Genomic DNA, 22,984 nt, shown 5'->3' on the forward strand with positions numbered 1-22,984 from the left:
GGGACTCGTAGTTGAACCGCCCCACCAGGCCGGCCGACGTCTTCGTCACCCACACGCCCGAGTCGTTGAGGTCCACGTCCGCCGTGGCCTCGCCCTCGGTGAACAGCGCGAGTCCCACCAGCGCCGTCGAGAACACCGACACGGTGCTCACCGACGCGACGGTACGACGATGCTCGCGGATGGTCGTGAGAAGACCCACCTGTGCTCCTCTGTGCCTGGGCGGGGCACACGTCCGCCCGGTCCCGCCGAGCGGCGGTGACGAGGGGAACGGGTGCTCCGGTGCCCGCAGACTGCCCGCAGAACGCCCCGACGAGGGTAACCGAGGCAGGGTCGCTCAGGGCATGGGGAGCAGTCCCCATGGAGGGTGGAATATTCCCCTGATCAGGGCAGAAGGGACGCACGGGACAGCGCGGCCCGGTCGCGCGTGCGGTCCTCGGCCGCGCGCAGCGACGCGTCGTCCGGGCGGACGGCGGCCGCCGCGGCGCGCGGGGCGGTCGACACCCGGGACCGGGCGGCCGCGCGGCGGCGGCCGAGGTCGGCCAGGGCGCAGCCCACGAGGACGAGCAGACGGTCCGTGCCACGGGGCTCGGCCGTGCGGGGCAGGGTGGGGGAGTACGCGCTCATGAGGGGTTCTCCTTGCCGTCGATCGTCGGGAAGACGTTGAAGTGGATCTGCACGGGCCGCGCGCCGGGCGCCTGCTCCTGGCCCTGGAACCGCTGGAGCGTCGCGTCGAACGCGTCCCACGCCTCCGCGACCTCGACCATCTGGTCGGCGGTGAGCCACATGCTCGTCGTCGTCAGACGGCTGCCGTCGAGCCACCGCGTCGGCAGCTCGGGGGAGCGCTCGAGGAACGCCTGGATCTTGCGCGCCCTCGCGGACTCGAACTCGCGGCTCACCATCGCGCCCGCGAGCGTGGCGGCGGCGTCCTCCTCGTCGTGCGGGACGTCGACCGTGAACCCGCCCGGAGGGCGCTCCCACCAGCGCTCGCGCGCCGTCCCGCGGCCCGCGACCTCCCGGACGAAGCCGTGCCGCGCGAGCTGGCGCAGGTGGTAGCTCGTGGACCCGCTGGACTCGCCCACGAGGTCGGCGAGGCGGCTCGCGGTGAGCGCGCCGTGCGTCGAGAGCAGGTCGAGGATCTGCACCCGCAGCGGGTGCGCGAGCGCCTTGAGCTGCGCCGGGCCGAGCGCGGGGTGGCGTTCGGCCGGGACGGGTGCTGGTGCGCTGTCGGTGGGCATACGACGACCGTAGCGATGCAAACGACTCTTTGCAAGAGTTTCTTTGCAGCGAGATGTTGGCACGTGTCGGACGGCCCGCGCGGGGAGCGGGAGCGTGCGCGAGGTGCGAGCATCGAGCGCATGACGCAGGTGGCGGAGCGGGTGCGCGGCGCGGCGGAGCGCGCCATCTTCCTGCGGGTCGCGGGCCCGGACGCCACGGCGACGCGGGCGCGCATCCACGAGACGCCCGGCCCGCGCTGGTTCCCGGCGGGGTCCGCGGTCCAGCGCGTGCACGGCGACGCGTCGATGTTCGTCGGCGGGCTGCGCGCGCTGCTCCTGCAGAGCCTGCACCCGCTCGCGATGGCCGGGGTCGCCGCGCACTCGGGCTACCGGGGCGACCCCTGGGGGCGCCTCCAGCGGACCTCGACCTTCATCGCCACGACGACCTTCGGCACGGCCGACGACGCCGCCGGCGCCGTGGCGACGGTCCGGGCGGTCCACGAGCGGGTCCGTGGCGTCGCGCCCGACGGCCGCCCCTACCGCGCGAGCGACCCGGACCTGCTGCGCTGGGTCCACGTCGCGGAGACGCAGAGCTTCCTCGTGGCGCACCAGGAGCTCGGGCACCGCCCGCTCGACGCCGCCGGGTGCGACGAGTACGTCGCGCAGGCGGCCGTGGTCGGCCGCGCCCTGGGCGTCGAGGACGTGCCGGTCACGGTGCGCGAGGTGGACGACGCCGTCGCCGGGTACCGGCCGGTGCTCGGCCTCACCCCGGCAGCGCTCGACGCCGCGCGGTTCCTCCTCGTCGAGCCGCCGCTGCCGTGGGCGGTGCGTCGGGTGTACGCGGGGCTCGCGGTGGCCGCGCGGGCGTCCCTGCCGGACTGGGCGCGCGCGGGCATGCCGCGCGTGCGAGGACTGCCCCAGCGGTGGGCGCACCCGGCGGGGGAGGCGGTCACGAGGCTGCTGCGGTGGGCGCTCCCCGGGGCCTGACGGCGAGGCGCACCCGGCGGGTCAGGCGTCGTCGCGGCGGCGACGGTAGGCGTCGAGGTCGTCGTTGAGCCGGCCGAGGAGCTCGGCGAGGAGGGCCCGGTCGAGGCGCGACCAGTCCCCGAGCACGTCCGCGTAGAGCGCGGTGCGCGCCGCGCGGTGGGCGGCGAGCTCGTCGAGCCCCGCGCCCGTGGGCTCGACGACGACCGCCCGGCCGTCGTGCGGGTCCCGGGCCCGGCGTACGTGCCCGGCCCGTTCGAGCGCGACCACCTGGCGGGTGACGGTGGAGGCGTCGAGGCCGAGGCGCTCGGCGAGCGCGTTGACGTGGAGCGGGCCGTGGGTGCCGAGCGTGTGGAGCAGCAGGTAGCCCGACCGGTCGAGCGTGCCGCCCCGGCGCGACGTCCCGGGGCTCCCCGAGGCGCGCGTGCGCTCCGCGCGACGCAGGAGCTGGGCGACCTCGAGCTCGATCGCGCCCAGCACGTCCTGCGCGCTCGCGTCCCCGCGCGCCTCCGCCTGCGGCTGATCGTTTCCCTCGGCAACCGTCATGGGTGTATTCTACAGATAGTTACCTGCTAGATACAGGTACTTCTCCCGCCGCCGCCCCTCGTGCGGCGGCCTCCCTCACCAGGAAGTGCGACCGAGTGGCCTCCACACGCAACGAACCGAACCGCACCGCCATCTACGCGACCGCCCTCACCGCGTTCTTCGCGATCGCCGGCATCGCCGTCGTCGACCCGATCCTCCCCGTGATCGGCGAGGAGATCGGGGCGTCGACCTGGCAGATCGAGCTCCTCTTCACCGCCTACATCGCCGTCATGGCGCTCGGCATGATCCCCGCCGTCATGGCGACCGGGCGCTTCGGCTACAAGAAGATCCTCGCCACGGGCGTCAGCCTGGTGGCCGTCGCGGCCGTGCTCGCGGCGCTGAGCACGAGCATCGGCCAGCTCGCCGCGCTCCGCGGCCTGTGGGGCCTCGGCAACGCGATGTTCTTCGCGACGGCGATGGTCCTCCTCGTCTCCCTGGCGAACGACCGCGAGTGGGTCGTCGAGCTCTTCGAGACGTGCGTCGGCCTCGGCTTCGCCGTCGGGCCGCTCCTCGGCGGGCTGCTCGGCGGCATCTCGTGGCGCGTGCCCTTCTTCGTGTGCGGCGTCTTCATGCTCGTGGCGCTGCTCGTGTCCGTGACGCGCCTCAAGGACCCCGCCGAGAAGCCCGCGCCGCTGCGCGTCGGCCAGGTCTTCCGCCTGTTCCGCAAGCCCGGCTTCCTCGCGCTCGCCGCGGTCACCGCCGCGTACAACTTCTGCTTCTTCGTCGTGCTCGGGTACACCCCCGTGTTCCTCGGGCTCGACGTCGTGCCGCTCGGTCTCGTCTTCACCGCGTGGGGCGTGGGGCTCGCGGTCGGGATCCTCGTCGTCGGGCACCGGCTCGCGCACCGCGTCGGCGCCGTCCAGACGCTGGGCGTGGCCGTCGTGGGCGTCCTCGTCGCGCTCGTGCTCCTCGCGCTCGACCTCGGGACGGCCTGGTCCGTCGTCGTGCTCGTCGGTGCCGGCGTGTTCATGGGCATCGCGAACGCCAACCTCACGGACCTCTCGCTCGCGCTCGGCGACCCGGACCGCCGCGTGACCACCGGCGCGTTCAACCTGGTGCGCTGGGGCTTCGCCGCCCCCGCCCCGGTCATCGCGGGGCTCCTGCACCCGGTGTCCGCGACCGCGCCGTTCTGGCTCGGGGCGGGGATCCTCGTGCTCGGCGTCGTCGTGTTCGTGGCGTACGGGCACCGGATGGCGGGCGAGCTCGGCGAGCGCGTCCTGTGGTCCCGGTGGAACCGCACGGCCCGGACCGTCGAGGGGACGCCCGAGGAGGCGCTCGGCGAGGTCTGAGCCGCCGGCGGCACCGACGGGGGGAGAGGGTCCTGGGCCGCGCGGCCCGGGACCCTCAGCCCTCCGGGTCGGTCCCGGCGTCGGCCGAGCCGTCGCCCGAGGTGCCCGACGGCGCGCTGGTCGCCGGGTCGGGGTCGGCCGCGGCCGACTCCGCGGCCCGCGTGAGGGCCTCGATCCCGGCCGTCAGCGCGCGCAGGTCGGCGACGTCGAGCCGGTCGAGGAGGTCCGTGAGGGGCTCGTCCTCCTGCGCGACGAGCCGGCGCACCGCCGCGGCGCCGCGCGGGGTCGCGGCGACGAGGCGCACGCGACCGTCCTGCGGGTCGGGGCGGCGCGACGCCATGCCCGCCGCCTCGAGCCGGTCCACGATCCCCGAGAGCGTCGCGGGGGAGATGCCGAGCACGTCCGCGAGCCGGTGCGAGCTCGTCTCCCCGTCGAGCTGCAGCACGGCGAGCGCGCGGAGCTGGGGGACCGTCAGGGTCGTGCGGAGCAGCGGCTCGAGGCGCTGCGCGAGCAGCAGGTCGGCGAGCCGGCGCTGGGCGTCCTCGAGGCGCCGGGCGAGCGCCGCGCGCTCGTCGTCGGCGGGGTGGGTCACGGCGCCGACTCTATCGGTGGGCGCGGGAACCATCCCGAGATGCTTCGCGTTACGCTAACGAAATCGCGACGCCGACGTCGTCTCCCGCCCGACCTGGAACCCCTGGAGGCTCCGTGTCCCGTCTCGCCCGGCTGTCGCTGGCCAACCGCGCGCTCGTCGCGCTCGCCACCGTCGCGATCGCGATCTTCGGCGTCCTCAGCATGGGATCGCTCAAGCAGGAGCTCATCCCGAGCCTGCAGATCCCCACGGCCGCCGTCGTCGGCGCGTACCCGGGCTCGGCCCCGGCGATCGTCGAGCAGCAGGTCACCGTCCCCGTCGAGACGGCCGCGCGCGGGGTCAAGGGGGTCGAGGACGTCACGTCGACGTCGTCGACCGGCCTCTCGGTGACGACCGTCCAGTTCGCGTACGGCACGGACATGGACGCTGCGGCCTCGCAGCTCCAGACGGCCGTCACGCGGCTGCAGTCTCAGCTCCCGGAGGACGTCGAGCCGCAGGTCGTGACCGGCTCCGTGGACGACCTCCCGGTCATCCAGCTCGCCGTGTCGGGCGGCGCGGACGAGGCGGCGCTCGCGGACACCGTGACGTCGAGCCTCGTCCCCGCGCTCGAGGACGTCGAGGGGGTCCGCAGCGTCGCGGTGAGCGGCGTCGCCGACCAGCAGGTGACGATCGCCCTCGACCCCGCCGCGCTCGCCGCCGCCGGGCTCAGCCCGCAGCAGGTCTCCACGATCCTCCAGGACAACGGTGTCGTGGTGCCCGCGGGCACCGTCGCGGAGGGCGACCGCACCCTCAGCGTGCAGGTCGGCACGGCCGTCACGACCGTCGACGAGCTCGCCGCGCTGCCCCTCGTGTCCCCGACCGCGGCGCCCGGCACCCCGCCCGTCGCGCTCGGCGACGTCGCGGCCGTCACCGCGGGCCCCGAGCCCGCGACGTCGTTCTCCCGGCTCGACGGCGAGCCCGCGCTCGCCGTCGCCATCACCAAGACGCCCGCCGGCAACACGGTCGAGGTGTCGCACGCGGTCCAGGACGCGGTCGACGACCTCTCCGGCGTGCTCGACGCCCAGGACGTGCGCGTCGGGGTCGTGTTCGACCAGGCCCCGTTCATCGAGGAGTCCATCGAGGGCCTCGCGACCGAGGGCCTGCTCGGGCTCCTCTTCGCGGTCGTCGTGATCCTGCTGTTCCTCGCGTCGCTGCGCTCGACGCTCGTCTCCGCCGTGTCGATCCCGCTGTCGCTGCTCGTGACCTTCATCGTCATGAACGCCACGGGCTACACGCTCAACATCCTCACGCTCGGGGCGATGACGGTCGCGATCGGCCGCGTGGTCGACGACTCGATCGTCGTCATCGAGAACATCAAGCGGCACCTGTCGTACGGCGAGGAGAAGGTCGGCGCCATCATCGGTGCGGTCAAGGAGGTCGCGGGCGCGATCACCGCCTCGACCGTCGCGACCGTCGCCGTGTTCCTGCCGATCGCGCTCGTGGGCGGCATGGTCGGCGAGCTCTTCCGGCCGTTCGCGCTCACCGTCGCCATCGCGATGCTGGCCTCGCTCTTCGTCGCGCTGACGATCGTCCCGGTCCTCGCGTACTGGTTCATCACGTCGCCGCCCGTCCCGGCCGACCCGGAGGCCGCGCGCCTCGCGGGCGAGCGCGCCCGCGCCGCCGCGGAGGCCAAGGAGCGTCGCGGGCTGTGGCAGCGCGCGTACCTCCCGACGCTGCGGGGGGCCCTGCGCCACCCCGCGATCACGCTCGGTGTGTCGGTCGCGATCCTCGCCGGGACGCTCGCGCTCGTGCCGCGGCTCGAGACCAACTTCCTCGGCGACACCGGCCAGGACACGCTCACCGTCACCGAGTCGTTCGCGCCGGGCACGTCGCTCGACGCGCAGGACGCCGCCGCGCGCGACGTCGAGCAGGCGCTCCTCGACGTCGACGGCGTCGCCACGGTCCAGACGACCGTCGGCACCGCGGGTGGCCCGGAGGCCGCGTTCTTCGGCGGCGGCGGGTCGCCGACGGCGACGTTCGCCGTCACGCTCGACGTGGACGCCGACGCCGTGGCGGCCCAGGAGGACGTGCGCGACGCCGTCTCCGGGCTGGGCGGCGACGCGAGCGAGGGCATCGAGGTCGCGGGTGCTGACGCCGCGTTCGGCAGCTCCACGGTCGACCTCGTGGTCCGCGCCCCCGACACCGACACCCTCGCCGCGGCCGCCGCCGAGGTGCAGGAGCTCGCGGAGGGGACCGACGGGGCCGCGCAGGTGACGAACAACCTCGCCGCCGCCCAGGCCACCGTCCAGGTGACCGTCGACCGCGAGGCGGCGGCCGCCGTCGGGCTCACGGAGACGCAGGTGGCCGGGACGGTCGCGGGGGTCATGTCCCCGGCCCCGGTCGGCACGGTGAACCTCGGCGACGGCCCGGTGCAGGTGCGCGTGGTCGCGGGCGAGGCGCCGGCGACGGTCGCCGAGCTCGAGCAGGTCGTGCTGCCCACCGCCGCGGGTCCCGTGCCGCTCACGCAGGTCGCCGAGGTCGCGGAGGTCGAGGTCCCCACCTCGATCACGCGCGTCGACGGCGAGCGCAGCGCGACGATCGCCGTCACCCCCGCGGGGCAGGACCTCGGCGCGCTGACCACCGAGCTGACGACCGCGATCGACGGGCTCGAGCTCGAGGGCGGTGCGACGGTCGAGGTCGGGGGCGTCGCCGCCGACCAGGCCGACGCCTTCGCCGACCTCGGCCTCGCGCTGCTCGTCGCGATCCTCATCGTCTACCTCGTCATGGTCGCGACGTTCCGCAGCCTCCTGCAGCCGTTCATCCTGCTCGTGTCGATCCCGTTCGCCGCGACGGGCGCGCTGCTCCTGCTGCTCGCCACGGGGACGCCGCTGGGCGTGCCGGCCCTCATCGGCCTGCTCATGCTCGTCGGCATCGTGGTGTCGAACGCGATCGTGCTCATCGACCTCATCAACCAGTACCGCGAGCGCGGGCGGGCGCTCGACGACGCCGTCCTGGAGGGGTCGCGCAAGCGGCTGCGCCCCATCGTCATGACCGCCGCCGCGACGATCTTCGCGCTCACGCCCATGGCCATCGGGATCACGGGCGGCGGCGCGTTCATCTCCCAGCCGCTCGCGCTCGTCGTCATCGGCGGCCTGCTGAGCTCGACGCTGCTCACGCTCGTCGTCGTGCCGGTGCTCTACACGCTCGCCGAGCGCCGCGGCGAGAAGCGCGCGGCGAGGAAGGCGGCCAAGGAAGAGGCCGCGGCCCAGGCCGAGGCCGACAAGGCCGCCGCCGAGGAGACGACGGCGAACGCCTGAACCGCCCGACCGTCCTCGACCCGCCGGACCCGCCGGACCCGCCGGGCCCCCGCCGACCAGGCGACCCCGGCGGGCCGAGCAGGTGGTCCTGGCGCGTCAGGAGTTCGGGACGCGCCGGAACCACCTGCTCGGCGCCGGGGGCGGGTCAGTCAGGAGGGGCGGGCGACGCCCGTCTCGTAGGCGAGCACGACGGCCTGGACGCGGTCGCGCAGGCCGAGCTTGCCGAGGACGCGCCCGACATGGGTCTTGACCGTCGCCTCCGAGAGCACGAAGCGCTCGGCGATCTCGGCGTTCGTCAGCCCCTCACCGAGGGCCTCGAAGACCTCGAGCTCGCGCGCGGTGAGGTCGGCGAGGCGCGGGTCGTCCCGGCCGGTCGGTGCCTGGGCCGGGGCGGCGGTGCCGTCCTGCGGGAGCTGGCCGGAGAACATCTCGAGCATGCGGCGCGTGATGCGCGGGGAGACGGCGGCATCGCCGCTCGCGACGGCGCGGATCGCCCCGACGAGCTCGCCGGGCTTGGCGTCCTTGAGAAGGAAGCCGCTCGCCCCGGCGCGCAGGGCGGCGAACGCGTACTCGTCGAGGTCGAACGTCGTGAGGATGATGACGCGCGACCCGGGCTGGGCGGCGACGATCCGCTCCGTCGCCTCGATGCCGTTCGTGCCGGGCATGCGCACGTCCATGAGCACGACGTCCGGCGCGAGCGCGGAGGCCTGCGCGACGCCCGTCTCGCCGTCCCCGGCCTCCCCGACGACCTCGATGTCGTCCTCGGCGGCGAGGATCATGCGGAAGCCCATGCGCAGCAGGGCCTGGTCGTCGACGAGCAGCACCCGGATCGGTGCCCCCGTTCCCGTCATGTGCGTTCCCGTCCGTCGTCGCGTGCGCCGGCCTGGCGGCCGGGGTCGAGGTCGAGGCGCAGGCTCGCCCGCACCTCCCAGCCCGTCCCGCTCGGCCCCGCGGACACGGTACCGCCGTAGACCGCGGCCCTCTCCCGCATCCCGATGATCCCGCGCCCGGTGCCGACGGGGACGCCGGGCGGGTGCTGCTCCGCGACGGACGGCGGGAGCCCGCGCTCGTCGGCGCTCGCGCCCTCCCCGGGACGACGGCCCGCCTGGTTGACGACGCGCAGCTCGAGCCAGTCGGCGCCGGGCTCGGCGCGGCGCGACACCTCGACGAGGACCACGGGGGACAGGGGCGCGTAGCGCAGCACGTTCGTCAGGGCCTCCTGGACGATGCGGTGCGCGGTCTGGCGCAGGGCGGGGCCGGGCGTCGGCTGCGGGCCGGAGCGCACGAGCCGGACGGGCAGCCCGGCGGTACGGAACCGCTCGACGATCTCCTCGAGCTCGGGCGTCTCGTGCGCGGGCGCGAGGGGCACGGTCTGCTCACCGCCCGGCTCGCGCAGCACGCCGAGGACGCGCCGCATGTCGGCGAGCGCGGCGCGGCCGGTCGCGGTGAGCTCGTCGAGCGCGTGGCCCGCGAGCTCGGGGTTCTTGGCGCCCGACGCCTTGGCGCCGTCCGCGAGGGCGACCATCACGGTGAGGGAGTGCGCGACGACGTCGTGCATCTCGCGCGCGATGCGCGTGCGCTCGGCGGCGGCGGCGAGCTGCGCCTGCTGGTCGCGGTCGCGCGCGATGGAGTTGGCGCGCTCGACGAGGTCGGACACGTGCTGGCGGCGCGCGCGCACGTTCGTGCCGATCGCGAGCGCGACGAGGCAGAGGATGGTGGTCACGAGCATGCCGACGATGCGGTCGACGGTCGCGCGGCCCGGCTCGACGCTCTGGCGCAGGACCTCCCCCTCCGGGGTGGTGACCACGTCGTACCAGAGCAGGGTCGCGCCGGAGAGCGCGAGGACGGTGATCGCGAGCACGGGCCACGCGATGCGCGAGGGCCGCGACGCCGCGACGGCGTAGACGGCGAACATGGCCGCGACCTCGAACCCGGCCGTGTCGCCGGTGACGCCGATGGCGACGACCCCGACCACGGTGAGCGCGAGCGCGACCGTGACGGGCCGACGGCGGCGCCAGTACAGGAGCACGCCGCCGACGAGGAAGAACACGAGCGACAGCGCCGTCGTCCCGCGGGGCTGCGACGCGGTGAGCGCGTACAGCACGCCGGGCACGACGAAGACGGCCACGACGACCCAGTCCATGACGACCGGGTGCCGCGCGAAGTACCGGCGGACGGGGCCGAGCCGGCGCGCGTCGAGCTCGGTGAAGGGAGCGGGCGCGGGGCGCAGGGGGTGGGTCGACGAGCCCGGGCTCCCCGGGGCGGCGGGCTCCACCGGCTCCGGGCGCGCCACGGCCGACGCCGGACGAGCGGTCTGCTCGTCCGGCGTCGGCGGGGTGGTGGGCCGGGTGGTCACGCGTCCCGGCGCTTGAGGACGACCGCGGCCGCGGCGACCAGCGCGGCGGTCCAGCCGAGGAGCACGGCGTAGCCGGGCCACGGCGCGATCGTGTCGCTGCCCGACATGTTGCCGCCGAGCACGATCTGCTCGCCGGCGGACGCGGGCAGGGAGTTGTAGAGCGTCTGGACCCAGTCGGCACCGGTCACGCCCATGACGATCCCGAGGACCATCGACAGGACGAAGAACACGGCGACGAGCGTGAAGATCGCCCCCGCGGAGCTGCGGAGCAGCACGCCGACCGCGACGGAGAAGAGCGCGACGGTCGTGAGGTAGAGCACGACGCCGATCAGGGCGCGCTGGTCGTCCGCCGACGAGAAGTCGACGGTCATGTCCTTGCCCGACAGGATCGGGTACGTCACCAGCCACGACAGCCCGACGGCCACGACGGTCGTCACCGCGGTCACCACGCCGACGACGATCATCTTCGCCGCGAGCGCGGGGAGACGGCTCGGCACGGCGGAGAGCGTGGAGCGGATCATGCCGGTCGAGTACTCGCCCGTCACGGTGAGCGCCCCGAGCACGGCCACGGCCAGCTGCGCGAACGTGTAGCCGACGGTGATCACGGTGATGCCGACCCCGTCGGTCGACCCCATGCCGGCCTCCTCGGCCGAGACACCCGCGGACTGCATGGAGGACATGACGGCCGCGAACATGAGCGAGAAGCCCACCATGACGACGACGGTGATGCCGAGCGTCCACCAGGTGGAGCGCAGGGTGCGGAACTTGATCCACTCCGAGCGCAGCACGTGGCCGAACGAGAGGCGGTAGGGGGAGGTGCGGGACGCCGTCGGGCCGGCGCCGGTGGCGAGGGTCGTGGCGCTCATCGCTGCGCTCCTTCGAGGGAGTCGGTGGGGGCAGGTGCGCCCGCGGTCGCGCCCGCGGCACCGTGGCCGATGTGGTTCTGCGCGGAGTCGGTCTGGTACTCGACCGCGTCCGCCGTGAGGGCCATGTAGGCGTCCTCGAGCGTGGACGTGACCGGCGTGAGCTCGTGCAGCACGAACCCCTTGGCCGCGGCGAGCTCGCCGATCCCGGGGGCGTCCGCGCCCGTGACGACGAGCAGGCTCGGCTCGTCGCTCGTGACGGTCGCGCCGTCGCTCGTGAGGAGCTCCGCGAGCTGCGTGGCGTGCGGGGTGCGCACGCGCACCGTGCGCTGCTGCGAGCCGTTGACGATGTCGCTCACCGGGGCGTCCGCGATGATGCGGCCCTTGCCGATGACGATGATGTGGTCGGCGGTGAGGGCGACCTCGCTCATGAGGTGGCTCGACAGGAAGACGGTGCGGCCCTCGGAGGCGAGGTAGCGCGCGAGGTTGCGCACCCACAGCACGCCTTCGGGGTCCAGGCCGTTGACGGGCTCGTCCAGGATGAGGGTCTTGGGGTCGCCCAGCAGCGCGGACGCGATGCCCAGGCGCTGGCCCATGCCGAGGGAGAAGCCGCCCACGCGCTTCTTGGCGACCGGCTGCAGGCCGGTCATCTCGATGACCTCGTCCACGCGCTTCGTCGGGATGCCGTGGGTGGCGGCCATCGCGAGCAGGTGGTTGTAGGCCGAGCGGCCGGTGTGCACGGCCTTGGCGTCCAGCAGCGCGCCGACCTCGGTCAGCGGTGAGCGGTGCTGGGCGTAGGGGCGCCCGTTGACGGTGACGGTCCCGGCGGTGGGGCGGTCCAGGCCCATGATCATGCGCATGGTCGTGGACTTGCCCGCGCCGTTGGGGCCCAGGAAGCCGGTCACGGTCCCGGGACGCACGGTGAACGAGACGCCGTCCACCGCGGTCTTGGGCCCGTACCTCTTGGTCAGGCCGCGTGCTTCGATCATGACTTCGCCCCTCCGAGGGTCGTTCGTCCGGGATGGTCCTGGTGCACCGCGGGAAGGTCGCTCCGGTCCGGCCGGGCCCCTCACCGCGAGGTACGTCTCGAGCCTACGGACGGGCTCGGCGTCGGGCAGCCACCTTGCGACGTATCTTGCCGCCGTCGTGACCCGGGGCGCGTACGCCGCGCGGCGTACACGACGTCCCGGCGCGTGGTCCGCTGGTCGGGACTTCGCCCGCGAGGCGCGGAAAACCCGCGGGAACAGTGGCCGGGACTCGCACGTTCCCTAGGATGAACACAGGCCAGCGACACCCGACTCGAGGCGAGACGCCGATGACGAGGCCCGCTGAGAGGTAGTGGACGCCGCGACCAGGAGGAGCTCATGAGCAACCCCGTCTTCAACAACAGCGCGGTCTTCGGCGAGCCGAAGAACCGGCGCGGTGGGGCGGCCACGCAGGCCGCGCCCGCCTACGGGAGCCCGCCCGCACAGGGCCAGGGCCCCGCGTACGGCACGCCCCCGCAGGGCGCGCAGTGGGGTGCGTACGGCGCCCAGACCGCGGACGCGGCGCAGCTCGACGCGATGTACAGCGCGCCGTCGGCGACCACGGCGGACACCAAGCGCCTCACGTACGACGACGTGATCATGAAGACGGGCGGTCTGCTCGCGCTGCTCGTCGTCGTCGGGGCGGCGTCGTGGTACCTCACGCCGCAGATGCCGTTCCTCTACCTGCTGGGTGCGATCGCCGGCCTGGTGCTCGGCCTGGTCAACGCGTTCAAGCGGAACCCCAGCCCGGCCCTGATCATCGCCTACACCGTGGCCCAGGGCCTGTTCCTCGGTGGCATCAGCCTCGCGTTCGGCACCATGACCGTCGGCAACGGCGGGAACCTCACGGACATCGTCTTCCAGGCGGTCCTCGCGACCGTCGCGACGTTCGCGGCCGCGCTGTTCCTGTTCCGCTCCGGCAAGGTGCGCGTCACCCCGAAGTTCACGCGCTGGCTGCTCATCGCGATGGTCGGGTACCTCGCGTTCTCGCTCGTCAACGTCGTCCTCGTGCTCTTCGGCGTCCTCGACGGCTGGGGCATGCGCGGCGGCACGATCGGCATCGTCGTGGGGCTCATCGCGGTCGGCCTGGCCGCCGCGTCGCTCATCGTCGACTTCGACTCGATCAAGCGTGGCGTCGAGGCCGGCGTCCCCGCCAAGTTCGCGTGGTCGGCCGCGTTCGGCCTCATGGTCACGCTGATCTGGCTCTACCTCGAGTTCCTGCGCCTCTTCGCGATCCTGCAGAGCAGCGACTGACGGTGGCGCGCAGCACCCGTGAACCGGCACCCGCGGCGGACCTCCCGCCGCGGGTGCCGGTGTTTCTGGCCGGGCTCGTCGTCGCGGCGGCCGCGATGCTCGGCGTCCAGGTCCTCTACATGGTCGTCTCGGGCGCGCCGCCCGCGTGGCTGTCGTTCGCGGCGCTCCTCATCCTGCTCAGCGTCCCGACGGCGGGTGCCGCCGTCGCCTGGCTGGGCACCCGGATCACGCGCGACGCCACGGAGCGCCGGGCCGCGCTCGTGTTCGCGGCGCTCGGCCTCGTGGCCGGAGCGCTCTGGGGGTCGTTGCTCGCGGGCGGGATCGCCCGCCAGCTCGCCGATGCGGGCGTGGGCGGCGGGGGCGCGCTCGTGGCGGGTGCGGCCGCCGTCGTCGGGGTCACCGCCGCGGTCGGCGCGGGTCTCGGCCGGCTCGTGGCGCCCGAGGCCTCCGACCGCCCGCTGCTCGTCGTCGTGCTCGGCGTCGTCGTGGTCCTTGTGGCGATCCTGGGTCTCGTCGGCTGACGGCCCACCCCGTGAGCGCGGGAGAGAGTCGCGGTCGGACGTCTCCGCCGCGGCTCTTTCCGCACTCAACGGGTGGGGTCAGGCGGGAAGGCGGCCGGCGGCCGAGGCGAAGCCGAGCCACGTGTGGCGGTTCCCGGCCCAGCACCACCCGACCTTCGGGGCGCCGCGGCGCTCGCGCCCGTCGCGTCCCGTGCCGTTCGAGATCCAGAGCGCGGGGGTGCGGGTGTCGAGGCGGCCGTCGGGCTTGCGCAGCCGTGAGCCGACCGTCATGTAGCAGTGGTTGCGCGCGAGGACGTCCGGCGCCTGGAGCGCCCAGTGGATCCCCTCGTGCAGCAGGAGCGGCGTCCGGCCGCGCGCCGTGAGCTCCGGCAGCGCCTCGTCCGGGGACCAGCTCGCCAGGTCGTCGCCGCGGTCGACGTCCGTCACGAGCGAGAGCGGCCCCGGCGGGACGACGATCCCCTCGATCGGGGTGAAGCGGTCCACGTCCGTCATGTCGACGACGACGAAGCCCTCCTTCTCGCCGTCCTTCGCCGGGAGCCGCAGCAGGGGTGCGAGGACCGACGGCGGCGCGAGCGCCGGGTCGACGACGAGCAGCGCGCCCGCGGGGGCGGTCGCCGCGAGGTCGGACGCGGCGGCGCGGAACGCCTCCGCGGTGAGGCCGGCGATGTCGTGGACGCCGAGCGCGACGAGGCGCTCGGCCTGGGCGACGACGTCGGGCAGCGGGGGGAGCGCGGGCGGCGCGGAGGCCGCCGCGGGGGACGCGGGACGGGTGGCGGCGGTCGTGGGCTCGGGCACGGGTCACCTCTCGGTCGGGGATGTCGGCGTCCTCAACGTTCTACACCGTACGGGAATTCCCGTCGCGAGCCGCCCTCACGCCCGGCGTCGGTCGGGACGGTGCCCGGTCGAGCACGCGCGCGGCGCCGGATCGGGGATGATCGGGGCATGAGATACGCAGAGCACGTGTCCGAGCTCGTCGGCGGTACCCCGCTCGTCCGGCTGTCCCGTGTCACCGCAGGCCTCAGCGCGACGATCCTCGCCAAGGTCGAGTACGTGAACCCCGGCGGCTCCGTCAAGGACCGCATCGCGCTGAAGATGGTCGAGGCCGCGGAGGCGTCGGGCGAGCTCCGGCCCGGCGGCACGATCGTGGAGCCCACGTCGGGCAACACGGGCGTCGGCCTCGCGCTCGTGGCGCAGCGCAAGGGGTACGACTGCGTCTTCGTCTGCCCGGACAAGGTGAGCCAGGACAAGCGCGACGTGCTGCGCGCGTACGGCGCGCGCGTCGTCGTCACGCCGACCGCCGTGGCCCCCGACCACCCGGACTCCTACTACTCGGTCTCCGACCGGCTGGTCCGCGAGATCCCGGGCGCCTGGAAGCCGAACCAGTACGCGAACCCGAACGGCCCGGCGTCGCACTACGAGTCCACCGGCCCCGAGGTCTGGGCCGACACCGACGGTCGCGTGACGCACTTCGTCGCCGGGGTCGGCACGGGCGGCACCATCACGGGCACCGGCCGCTACCTCAAGGAGGTCTCCGCGGACCGCGCGGACTCCGACGGCGGTCGCGTGCGCGTCGTCGGCGCGGACCCGGCGGGCTCGGTCTACTCCGGTGGCGACGGGCGCCCGTACCTCGTCGAGGGCGTGGGCGAGGACTTCTGGCCCGACGCCTACGACCCGGCGGTCCCCGACGAGGTCATCCCGGTCAGCGACGCCGACTCGTTCGCGATGACCCGGCGCCTCGCGCGCGAGGAGGGCCTGCTCGTCGGCGGGTCGTGCGGCATGGCGGTCGAGGCGACGCTGCGGCTCGCGCGCCGGCTCGAGGAGGAGGACCCGGAGGCGGCCGCGCGGGCCGTCATCGTCGTCCTGCTGCCGGACAGCGGGCGCGGCTACCTCTCCAAGATCTTCAACGACGCGTGGATGCGGTCCTACGGGTTCCTGCCCGACGAGGAGGGCGTGACCGCGGGCGACGTGCTGCGCGCGAAGGACGGTCGCCTGCCCGACCTCGTGCACACGCACCCGAGCGAGACGGTCCGCGACGCCATCGAGATCCTGCGCGAGTACGGGGTGTCGCAGATGCCCGTCGTCGGCGCCGAGCCGCCCGTGAAGAGCGGGGAGGTGGCCGGGTCGGTGAGCGAGCGCGCGCTGCTCGACGCCGTCTTCTCCGGCCGCGCGTCGCTCGCCGACCGCGTGGACCAGCACATGGAGCCCCGCTTCCCGCTCATCGGCGCGGGCGAGGGCGTCGAGGCCGTGCGCACCGCGCTGCACGACGCCGACGCGCTGCTCGTCGTCGAGGACGGCGACCCGGTCGGGGTCCTCACGCGGCACGACCTCCTGGGGTTCGTCGCCGCGCGCTGACCCCGCCGGGCCCGGCGCGCGCCTCAGGCTCCGGCCGGCGGGCGCGCGAGGGACGCCAGGCCCGCGAGGAGCGCGCGGACGTGCAGGTCGAAGCTGCGGTCGAGGTCGTCGGGCAGGCGGTAGCCGCCGCCGACCTCGAGCGCGACGAAGCCGTGCAGGCTCGCACGCACGGACCGGACGGCGTCGACCGTGCGGTCCTCGGGGAGGTCGAACCCGCGCAGCACGGCGGCGACGACCTGGACGCTGCGCCCCGCGGCCGCCGACAGCGCGGCGTCCGCGGGGTCGTCCGGGTCGGGGGCGACCTGCACGGCCGCGTACCGGCCGGGGTGCGCTCGGGCGTACCGCCGGGTCGCGTGCGCGAGGGCGGCGACGGCGTCGGGCCCGGCGAGACCGACCGTCGCGTCGGTGAGGGCGCGCGTGTAGTCCCCGACGGCGACGACGGCGACCTCGCGGCGCAGCGCGGCGAGCGAGCCGACGTGCTTGTAGAGGCTCGGCGTCGCGACGCCTGCCTGCGCGGCGACCTTGGCGAGCGTGAGGTCGGCGAAGCCCGTCGGGCCGCCGGCGTCGACGAGGTCGAGCGCGATCCGGACGACGGCGTCGTGGGACAGCCCGGCCCTAGCCACGCGCGTCCTCCGACCGCTCGGCGTCCGGGCGCGCGTCGGCGTCGGGCAGACCGGAGAGGAAGTCGAGGGTCGCGGCCACGACCTCCTCGGGGGCCTGGAGCTGGGGGTAGTGGCCGACGTCGGGCAGCAGGAGCGTGGTCGCGCCGAGCGCCTGCTCGGCCCATGCGGCCTCGGCGGCCGGGTCGGCGTAGTCGGGGTCGAGCGCGCCGTAGACCGCGAGCACGGGCGCCTCGACCTGCGCGACGCGCGGCTCGACGACGCGGTGGTCGAGCTGGAGGGTGAGGTCCCGGAAGGAGCGCAGGCGCCCCGGCTCGGAGAGGTTGGCGCGGATCGCGGCCTGGTGCGAGGCGAGGCGCGCGGGGGTGCGGCCCTTGTTCAGCGAGCCGTAGAACGCGGCCCAGAACGCCGCGCCCCACGGCCGCGCGAGCGCGACGCGGTAGAGCACGCGCATCGCGCGGAGCCTCGCGGGGGACAACGGCTCGCGCAGGAACCCGTCGAGCAGGACGAGCCCGCGCACGAGGTCGGGGCGCTGGGCCGCGGCGACCACGGCGGCCGACGCCGCCATGGAGCTGCCCAGCAGGACGGCCGGGCCGGCGCCCAGGTGCTCGACGAGCGCGACGTAGTCGGACGCGGTCGCCTCGTCGCCGTGCGTCGCGAAGGTCGTGTCGCTGTCGCCGTGGCCGCGCAGGTCCATGACGACGACGCGGTGGCCCGCGGCGAGGAGGTCGGGGACGACGTCGTCGTAGGTGGCGCGGAGGTCGCCCATGCCGGGGGCGGCGACGACGAGCGGGCCGGAGCCCTGGTCGGTGTAGGCGAGGCGTCCCTCGGCGCGGGCGAGGTGGCGCACGGTCGGGTGCTGGCTCGTGGTCATAGCTGTCAGGCTATTGACATTAGCCAACGAGGGCAAGAGTTCCGGCGATCGCGCCCGGCCGGGTCGGGGCGACCCGCGTAGGGTAAGGAGACCCGCGCCCGCGCGGGCCTTCCTGCACCCGACGAGAGGCAACCTCGTGACCGACCAGCCCACCCTCCCCACCGCCTCGGGATCCTTCGGCGAGAAGCCGACGCTCACCTTCCCCGAGACGGACGCGCCCAGCGGTCTGCAGGTGGTCGTGCTCACCGAGGGCGACGGCCCGGCCGTCACGTCGGGGCGCAACATCGTCGTGCACTACCTCGGCCAGACCTGGGGCGGGCACGTCTTCGACAACTCCTACGACCGCGGCGACACCATCGCCTTCCCCATCGGCGTCGGCGCCGTCATCGGCGGCTGGGACAAGGGCCTCGTGGGCCAGAACGTCGGCTCCCGCGTGCTGCTCTCGATCCCGCCGGAGCACGGCTACGGCCAGCGCGGCGTGCCGCAGGCCGGCATCGGCGGCACGGACACGCTCGTCTTCGTCGTGGACGTCGTCGACGTCCAGTGACCTCCTGAGCGCGGGGTGCCCGTCGTCGCGGTGATCACCCACGACGGGCGCCCGCCGCTCAGCGCCGCACGGACCGCGTCACCGTGAAGCGCGGGTCGCGCGCGACCTGCGTCGTGGGCCCGACCGCGCGCTCGAGCGCGGGGCGGTACCGCAGGTGCGAGTTCCACACGCACCACAGCTCCCCGCCCGGTCGCAGCACGCGCCCCGCGGTCGCGAACATGCGGTGCGCCGCGTCGGTGCGCACCGCCGCGCCGTCGTGGAACGGCGGGTTGAGCAGCACGACGTCGGCGCTCGCGTCCGCGAGGGTCGCGCCCGCGTCGTCGCGCACCGTCCGCACACGGTCGGCGACGCCGTTCTCGCGCGCCGTGAGCGCCGTCGAGCGGACGGCGGCGTCCGAGCGGTCGGCGGCGACCACCCGCGCGTTGGGCCAGCGCCGGGCCGCCCACGCGGCGAGCAGGCCCGTCCCGCACCCGAGGTCGACGACGTCGCGCGGCGCCGCCCCTTCCGCGCCGGGGGTCGGCGCGTCGTCGGCGCCGAGCCGGTCGAGCAGGAACCGCGTGCCGAGGTCCAGGCCCGCGCCCGCGAAGGCGGCGCCGAACGCCGCGACCCGCAGGCCGACCTCGGCCAGGTCGGTGACGACCGGGTAGGTCAGCGGGCGCGCCGGCCGGGGCGCCGACGCGACGAGCACGCGGGACTTGCCCCGGGCGAGGCTCGCGCGCACCTCGCCGAACGACTCGGCGAGGACGTCGTTCATCGCGCGCGTCATGTGCTTGACGCGCGCGCTCCCGAGGAGCACGACGTCCGGACCGGCCTCGCGCGCGACGTGCTCCGCGACGTCGCGCAGCGCCGCGAGGCCGCGGGGGAGCCGCAGCAGCACGACCCGCGCCCCGGCCAGGAGCCCCGCGTCGAGTCCGCGGCGGTCGTACGCCGTCGTCATCCCCGCCGCGCGCGCGTTCGCGTCGAGCGCCGCCTCCGCGGTGCACGCGTCCTGGTGGACGCGCACGCGCCCCGCGGCGGGTCCTGCCCCGGTGAGCAGCGCCGCGCCGAGGGTGAGGGCGCCGTACCGGTCGTCGACGACGGCCACGGCCCCCGGCGCGACGCCGGCGAGCAGGGGCGACGCCTCGTCGAGCAGCAGGCGGTCGGCCGGGTCGACGGCGACCGGTGCGTCCTCCCGGTCCGGGCCGACGTCGTGGGTGCGCAGGCGCTCCAGGAGGGCGGCGAGGTCGGGCGAGGTCGTCACCGCCCCAGTCTCCCCGACGCCCGGTGGTCGCCGCGCCGCGCGCCCGGCGGAGCGCTACTGTGCGACTGCGGAGAGCGAGGAGGCACCCGTGGACGTCCCGCGAACCCTGGTCGAGTCCCGTGCCGTCGGGCGCGCGCTGCGCGACCGGGTGCCGCGCCGCACGCAGGGCGCGCTGCTGCTGCCGGAGCGCGACCCGGTGGCGATCGTCGAGGAGCAGAACCGCGACCGGCTCCAGGACCTGGTCCCGCTGCGGATCGGCCGGATGCTCGAGTCGCCCTTCGCGTTCTACCGCGGCACCGCCGCGACCATGGCCCACGACCTGCGCGACGGCCCCCGGACCGGCGTCCAGGTCGTCGCGTGCGGGGACGCGCACGTCTCCAACTTCGGGCTCTTCGCGTCGCCCGAGCGGCGGGTCCTGTTCGACCTCAACGACTTCGACGAGGCGTCGGACGCCCCGTGGGAGTGGGACGTCAAGCGCCTCGCGGCGAGCATGTACGTGGGCGGGCGGGACAAGGGCCTGGCCGAGCACGACTGCGCGGACGCCGCGCGCGGCGCGGTGCGCGGGTACCGCGAGACGCTCGCCGAGGCGTTCGCGCGCGACGCCCTCGCGCGCTACGCGTTCCTCGTCGACACCGCGGTCATCGAGCCCCTGCTGCTCGACGGCGGGCGCGAGGAGCTCGAGCGGACCGTGCGCAAGGCGCGGCGGCGCACGTCGGAGCAGGTGGTGCGGAAGATCACGAGCCGGACCGCCGACGGCCGCACCCGGATCGTCGACCAGCCACCGGTCACCCAGCACGTGGACACGGCGAGCGTCGACGAGCTCACGACGCTGTTCGAGGCGTACCGCGAGCCGCTGCGCGCCGACGCCCGGCTCCTGCTGAGCCAGTTCACGGTCGTGGACTTCGTGCTGCGCGTCGTGGGCGTCGGGAGCGTCGGGACGCGCTGCTACATCGTGCTCCTCGAGGGGCCCGCGGGGGAGCCGCTCGTGCTGCAGGTGAAGGAGGCGACGTCGTCGGTCCTCGCGACGTACGGCGGGATGGTCGACGCGCTGCCGTCCGGGCTCGTGCCCGCCGGGGCCCTGCCCGCGCAGGGCCGCCGGGTGGTCGCCGCCCAGCGCATCCTGCAGGCGCAGTCCGACCCGTTCCTGGGGTGGACGACCGTCGAGGCGCCCGACCGCACGGGCCGCCCGCGCGTCGACTTCTACTGGCGCCAGTTCCGCGACATGAAGGGGTCCGTCGAGCTCGGCCGGCTCTCGGCCTCGCAGTTCGTGCGGTACGGGGAGCTGTGCGGGCGCGTGCTCGCCCGCGCGCACAGCCAGTCGCCGGGCGCGCGCGTGGCGCACGGCTACCTCGGCCGCTCCGACGTGTTCGACGAGTCCCTCGCGCGGTGGTCGCGCGCGTACGCGGACGTCGTCGAGGGGGACTACGCCGCGCTCGAGGCCGCCGTGACGAGCGGCCGCCTCCCGGCCGAGCGGGGCGTCTGAGCCGGTCCGACGGCGGTGGACGGCCACCCGCGCGCCCGGCCGTCGCCCGTACGCTGGGCGCCATGACGGACGACGCCGGTCAGCCCGGCCCGCACGCCCCCGCGCCCGCCGAGGCGCCCGCGGAGTCCTCCGCGCGGGCAGAGGCTCCGACCGCGCCCGCCGAGGCGCGCGGGACCGCGCGCGTGGCGGTCGAGTACTGCACGCAGTGCCGCTGGCTGCTGCGCGCGGCGTGGGTCGCGCAGGAGCTCCTGCAGACGTTCCGCACGCGCCTGGGCGAGGTGGCCCTCGTGCCCGGCACGGACGGCGTCTTCCGCGTCACGCTCGACGCCGGGGACGGGCCGGTGCTGCTGTGGGACCGCCGCTTCGACGGCGGGTTCCCCGAGATCCCGGACCTCAAGCGCCGGGTGCGCGACGCCGTCGCGCCCGACCTGTCGCTCGGCCACACCGACCGCGCGGCCACCGCGACGGACGCTGCGACGGACGCCGCGACGGACGCGCCGCGCACGGACTGAGGCCGGTCGGGCCGCCCGGCAGACGCGGTCCCGCAGGACGCGGCTCAGCCCTTCTTCGCGCGCGCGGCGGCGAGCCGCTCCTCCTCGGCGCGGACCTTCTTCTGCACCTCGCGCTCGGCCGTCAGCCACTCCGGCGGGTCCTGGCGCAGCGCGTCGATCTCGTCGGTGGTCAGCGGCTCGGTGAGGCCGCCGCGCGTGAGGCCAGAGATGGAGACGCCGAGCCGGCCCGCGACGACGGGCCGCGGGTGGGGGCCGTTGCGGCGCAGGTCCGCGAGCCACTGGGGCGGGTTCTTCTCCATCTCCTCGAGCTGCGCCCGGGTGATGGTGCCCTCCTGGAACTCCTGCGGCGTGGCGGGCAGGTACACCCCGAGCTTCTTCGCCGCGGTGGCGGGCTTCATGGTCTGCGCGGACTGCTTGGGGGTCATGGGCTCCAGGGTAGTCGGCCGGTCGGGTGCCGGCGGCCCGCGGTCGGGCGCGCGGCGGGCGTCCGGCGGGCCTGCGACGGACCGGAGCCGGGCCCGGTGCACGTCGCGCGGGAGCGCGCGGGACCGCGCGCCTAGGCTGTCCGGGTGGACGACGACGCGGGCACGGCTCCCGAGGCAACGACCGACGGCGGCGGGGACGACGGGGCCGGCCGCCGGTTCCGGCTCGCGTACGTCCCCGGCGCGACCCCGGCCAAGTGGGTGCGCACGTGGCGCGAGCGCCTCCCCGACGTGCCGCTCGAGCTCGTCGCCGTCGAGCCCGGCGACGCGGAGCGGGCGCTGCGCGACGACGAGGCCGACGCCGCGATCCTGCGCCTGCCCGTCGACCGCGACGTGCTGAGCGCGATCCGCCTCTACGAGGAGGCGCCGGTCGTGCTCGTGTCGCGCGACCACCTGCTCGCCGCCCTGGAGCCCGAGGAGCCGGTCGCGCTCGACGACCTCGCCGACGACGTGCTGCTGCGGCCGCTCGACGACGTCGTGCCGTGGGCGGGCGAGGCCGGGGCTGAGGGCGACGCGCCGCAGCCACCGGGGCGGCCCGCCGACGAGCGGCCCGCGACGACCGGCGACGCGGTCGTGCTGGTCGCCGCGAACGTCGGGGTGGCCGTCGTGCCGCAGTCGCTCGCGCGCCTGCACCACCGCAAGGACGTCACCTACCGCCGCCTGGAGGGGGCGCCGTCGGCCCCCGTCGCGCTCGCGTGGGTCGCGGACCGCGACGACGACCTCGTCGAGGAGATGGTCGGGATCGTGCGGGGCCGCACGGCCAACAGCTCGCGCGGGCGTCGCGCGACGGCGCCCGCGGAGGACGCCGCGCCCGCCCGCGAGCGCCGCGACCGCGACGCGCGCGGTGGCGCGGGCCGTGGGGGAGCGGGCGCCGGTCGTGCGGGAGCGGGCGGCGGGC

General features: G+C 75.3%; 23 protein-coding genes. 10 read left to right on the forward strand and 13 right to left on the reverse strand.

Translation table 11 applies throughout. The annotated features are described in order from the left end of the window. Window positions 1–381: 381 nt before the first annotated feature. Entirely contained in the window at window positions 382–624 is a 243-nt protein-coding gene (locus ACI769_RS19475; protein ID WP_409142157.1) for a hypothetical protein, read from the reverse strand. Continuing rightward, window positions 621–1,235, reverse strand: a complete 615-nt coding sequence (locus ACI769_RS19480) for an ArsR/SmtB family transcription factor (protein ID WP_409142158.1) — start codon at window positions 1,233–1,235, stop codon at window positions 621–623. The genes ACI769_RS19475 and ACI769_RS19480 overlap by 4 nt, the downstream gene beginning before the upstream one ends. Window positions 1,236–1,355: 120 nt before the next feature. Here ACI769_RS19480 and ACI769_RS19485 point away from each other — a divergent pair, with 120 nt between their 5' ends. Then, window positions 1,356–2,201, forward strand: coding sequence for an oxygenase MpaB family protein (locus tag ACI769_RS19485; protein ID WP_409142159.1), 846 nt, complete (start codon window positions 1,356–1,358; stop codon window positions 2,199–2,201). Between the two features lie 21 nt (window positions 2,202–2,222). Here ACI769_RS19485 and ACI769_RS19490 read toward each other — a convergent pair whose 3' ends face one another. After that, window positions 2,223–2,744, reverse strand: coding sequence for a MarR family winged helix-turn-helix transcriptional regulator (locus ACI769_RS19490; RefSeq protein WP_085387471.1), 522 nt, complete (start codon window positions 2,742–2,744; stop codon window positions 2,223–2,225). A gap of 95 nt (window positions 2,745–2,839) precedes the next feature. On the opposite strand from ACI769_RS19490, the gene ACI769_RS19495 reads away from it, so the two are divergent. Further along, complete coding sequence (locus ACI769_RS19495) at window positions 2,840–4,072, forward strand: MFS transporter (protein ID WP_051028020.1); 1,233 nt, start codon at window positions 2,840–2,842, stop codon at window positions 4,070–4,072. A 55-nt stretch (window positions 4,073–4,127) separates the two neighbouring features. Here ACI769_RS19495 and ACI769_RS19500 read toward each other — a convergent pair whose 3' ends face one another. Continuing rightward, window positions 4,128–4,664 (reverse strand): MarR family winged helix-turn-helix transcriptional regulator, encoded by a 537-nt coding sequence (locus tag ACI769_RS19500; RefSeq protein ID WP_051028023.1) that lies wholly within the window; start codon window positions 4,662–4,664, stop codon window positions 4,128–4,130. Window positions 4,665–4,777: 113 nt separating this feature from the next. Between ACI769_RS19500 and ACI769_RS19505 the strand changes: the two genes are divergently transcribed. Beyond that, complete coding sequence (locus ACI769_RS19505) at window positions 4,778–7,957, forward strand: efflux RND transporter permease subunit (RefSeq protein WP_409142160.1); 3,180 nt, start codon at window positions 4,778–4,780, stop codon at window positions 7,955–7,957. Between the two features lie 149 nt (window positions 7,958–8,106). Here the strand turns inward: ACI769_RS19505 and ACI769_RS19510 are convergent, their stop codons facing one another. From ACI769_RS19510 to ACI769_RS19525, 4 genes are read right to left on the reverse strand one after another with little or no spacing between them, the layout of a single operon-like run. Beyond that, on the reverse strand, window positions 8,107–8,808 hold the full coding sequence (locus ACI769_RS19510; RefSeq protein WP_034655510.1) for a response regulator transcription factor: 702 nt from the start codon (window positions 8,806–8,808) through the stop codon (window positions 8,107–8,109). Beyond that, window positions 8,805–10,313 carry a sensor histidine kinase gene (locus ACI769_RS19515; protein WP_085387473.1) on the reverse strand — a complete coding sequence of 503 codons (1,509 nt, stop codon included), beginning with the start codon at window positions 10,311–10,313 and terminating at the stop codon, window positions 8,805–8,807. The genes ACI769_RS19510 and ACI769_RS19515 overlap by 4 nt, the downstream gene beginning before the upstream one ends. Next, complete coding sequence (locus ACI769_RS19520; RefSeq protein ID WP_034655509.1) at window positions 10,310–11,179, reverse strand: ABC transporter permease subunit; 870 nt, start codon at window positions 11,177–11,179, stop codon at window positions 10,310–10,312. The genes ACI769_RS19515 and ACI769_RS19520 overlap by 4 nt, the downstream gene beginning before the upstream one ends. Further along, window positions 11,176–12,165: an ABC transporter ATP-binding protein gene (locus tag ACI769_RS19525; RefSeq protein WP_021482324.1), complete on the reverse strand. Its 990-nt coding sequence runs from the start codon at window positions 12,163–12,165 to the stop codon at window positions 11,176–11,178. Before ACI769_RS19525 ends, ACI769_RS19520 begins: the two co-directional genes overlap by 4 nt. Window positions 12,166–12,540: 375 nt before the next feature. Here ACI769_RS19525 and ACI769_RS19530 point away from each other — a divergent pair, with 375 nt between their 5' ends. Continuing rightward, entirely contained in the window at window positions 12,541–13,455 is a 915-nt protein-coding gene (locus tag ACI769_RS19530) for a Bax inhibitor-1/YccA family protein (RefSeq protein ID WP_021482325.1), read from the forward strand. A 2-nt stretch (window positions 13,456–13,457) separates the two neighbouring features. After that, a complete protein-coding gene (locus tag ACI769_RS19535; protein ID WP_171468256.1) occupies window positions 13,458–13,976 on the forward strand; it encodes a hypothetical protein in 519 nt (172 codons plus the stop codon). 78 nt (window positions 13,977–14,054) lie between these two features. On the opposite strand, the gene ACI769_RS19540 is transcribed toward ACI769_RS19535, so the two are convergent. Next, entirely contained in the window at window positions 14,055–14,771 is a 717-nt protein-coding gene (locus ACI769_RS19540; protein ID WP_409142161.1) for a DUF5701 family protein, read from the reverse strand. Between the two features lie 147 nt (window positions 14,772–14,918). On the opposite strand from ACI769_RS19540, the gene ACI769_RS19545 reads away from it, so the two are divergent. Beyond that, a complete protein-coding gene (locus ACI769_RS19545; protein WP_114554192.1) occupies window positions 14,919–16,328 on the forward strand; it encodes a cystathionine beta-synthase in 1,410 nt (469 codons plus the stop codon). A 23-nt stretch (window positions 16,329–16,351) separates the two neighbouring features. Here the strand turns inward: ACI769_RS19545 and ACI769_RS19550 are convergent, their stop codons facing one another. Further along, entirely contained in the window at window positions 16,352–16,951 is a 600-nt protein-coding gene (locus ACI769_RS19550) for a TetR/AcrR family transcriptional regulator (protein ID WP_409142162.1), read from the reverse strand. Continuing rightward, window positions 16,944–17,822 (reverse strand): alpha/beta fold hydrolase, encoded by an 879-nt coding sequence (locus ACI769_RS19555; protein ID WP_409142163.1) that lies wholly within the window; start codon window positions 17,820–17,822, stop codon window positions 16,944–16,946. The genes ACI769_RS19550 and ACI769_RS19555 overlap by 8 nt, the downstream gene beginning before the upstream one ends. Before the next feature lie 136 nt (window positions 17,823–17,958). Here ACI769_RS19555 and ACI769_RS19560 point away from each other — a divergent pair, with 136 nt between their 5' ends. After that, entirely contained in the window at window positions 17,959–18,369 is a 411-nt protein-coding gene (locus ACI769_RS19560) for an FKBP-type peptidyl-prolyl cis-trans isomerase (RefSeq protein ID WP_009864026.1), read from the forward strand. Between the two features lie 58 nt (window positions 18,370–18,427). Here the strand turns inward: ACI769_RS19560 and ACI769_RS19565 are convergent, their stop codons facing one another. Beyond that, window positions 18,428–19,609, reverse strand: a complete 1,182-nt coding sequence (locus tag ACI769_RS19565) for a class I SAM-dependent methyltransferase (protein WP_409142164.1) — start codon at window positions 19,607–19,609, stop codon at window positions 18,428–18,430. Window positions 19,610–19,697: 88 nt separating this feature from the next. Between ACI769_RS19565 and ACI769_RS19570 the strand changes: the two genes are divergently transcribed. Beyond that, a complete protein-coding gene (locus ACI769_RS19570; protein WP_216607995.1) occupies window positions 19,698–21,092 on the forward strand; it encodes a DUF2252 domain-containing protein in 1,395 nt (464 codons plus the stop codon). A gap of 182 nt (window positions 21,093–21,274) precedes the next feature. Further along, a complete protein-coding gene (locus tag ACI769_RS19575; RefSeq protein ID WP_409142166.1) occupies window positions 21,275–21,604 on the forward strand; it encodes a SelT/SelW/SelH family protein in 330 nt (109 codons plus the stop codon). A 44-nt stretch (window positions 21,605–21,648) separates the two neighbouring features. Here ACI769_RS19575 and ACI769_RS19580 read toward each other — a convergent pair whose 3' ends face one another. Next, entirely contained in the window at window positions 21,649–22,029 is a 381-nt protein-coding gene (locus ACI769_RS19580; protein WP_034650386.1) for a DUF5997 family protein, read from the reverse strand. A 144-nt stretch (window positions 22,030–22,173) separates the two neighbouring features. Between ACI769_RS19580 and ACI769_RS19585 the strand changes: the two genes are divergently transcribed. After that, the coding region (locus ACI769_RS19585) for a substrate-binding domain-containing protein (RefSeq protein WP_409142165.1) at window positions 22,174–22,984 on the forward strand (811 nt) is incomplete at its 3' end.

The organism is Cellulosimicrobium sp. RS (assembly GCF_046159675.1).
GTDB classification, from domain to species: domain Bacteria; phylum Actinomycetota; class Actinomycetes; order Actinomycetales; family Cellulomonadaceae; genus Cellulosimicrobium; species Cellulosimicrobium funkei.

Coding starts and splice junctions, on each gene's coding strand:
- ACI769_RS19475 (WP_409142157.1), bottom strand. CDS start 624: ATGAGCGCGTACTCCCCCACCCTGCCCCGCACGGCCGAGCCCCGTGGC.
- ACI769_RS19480 (WP_409142158.1), bottom strand. CDS start 1,235: ATGCCCACCGACAGCGCACCAGCACCCGTCCCGGCCGAACGCCACCCC.
- ACI769_RS19555 (WP_409142163.1), bottom strand. CDS start 17,822: ATGACCACGAGCCAGCACCCGACCGTGCGCCACCTCGCCCGCGCCGAG.
- ACI769_RS19510 (WP_034655510.1), bottom strand. CDS start 8,808: ATGACGGGAACGGGGGCACCGATCCGGGTGCTGCTCGTCGACGACCAG.
- ACI769_RS19525 (WP_021482324.1), bottom strand. CDS start 12,165: ATGATCGAAGCACGCGGCCTGACCAAGAGGTACGGGCCCAAGACCGCG.
- ACI769_RS19530 (WP_021482325.1), top strand. CDS start 12,541: ATGAGCAACCCCGTCTTCAACAACAGCGCGGTCTTCGGCGAGCCGAAG.
- ACI769_RS19580 (WP_034650386.1), bottom strand. CDS start 22,029: ATGACCCCCAAGCAGTCCGCGCAGACCATGAAGCCCGCCACCGCGGCG.
- ACI769_RS19485 (WP_409142159.1), top strand. CDS start 1,356: ATGACGCAGGTGGCGGAGCGGGTGCGCGGCGCGGCGGAGCGCGCCATC.
- ACI769_RS19520 (WP_034655509.1), bottom strand. CDS start 11,179: ATGAGCGCCACGACCCTCGCCACCGGCGCCGGCCCGACGGCGTCCCGC.
- ACI769_RS19545 (WP_114554192.1), top strand. CDS start 14,919: ATGAGATACGCAGAGCACGTGTCCGAGCTCGTCGGCGGTACCCCGCTC.
- ACI769_RS19490 (WP_085387471.1), bottom strand. CDS start 2,744: ATGACGGTTGCCGAGGGAAACGATCAGCCGCAGGCGGAGGCGCGCGGG.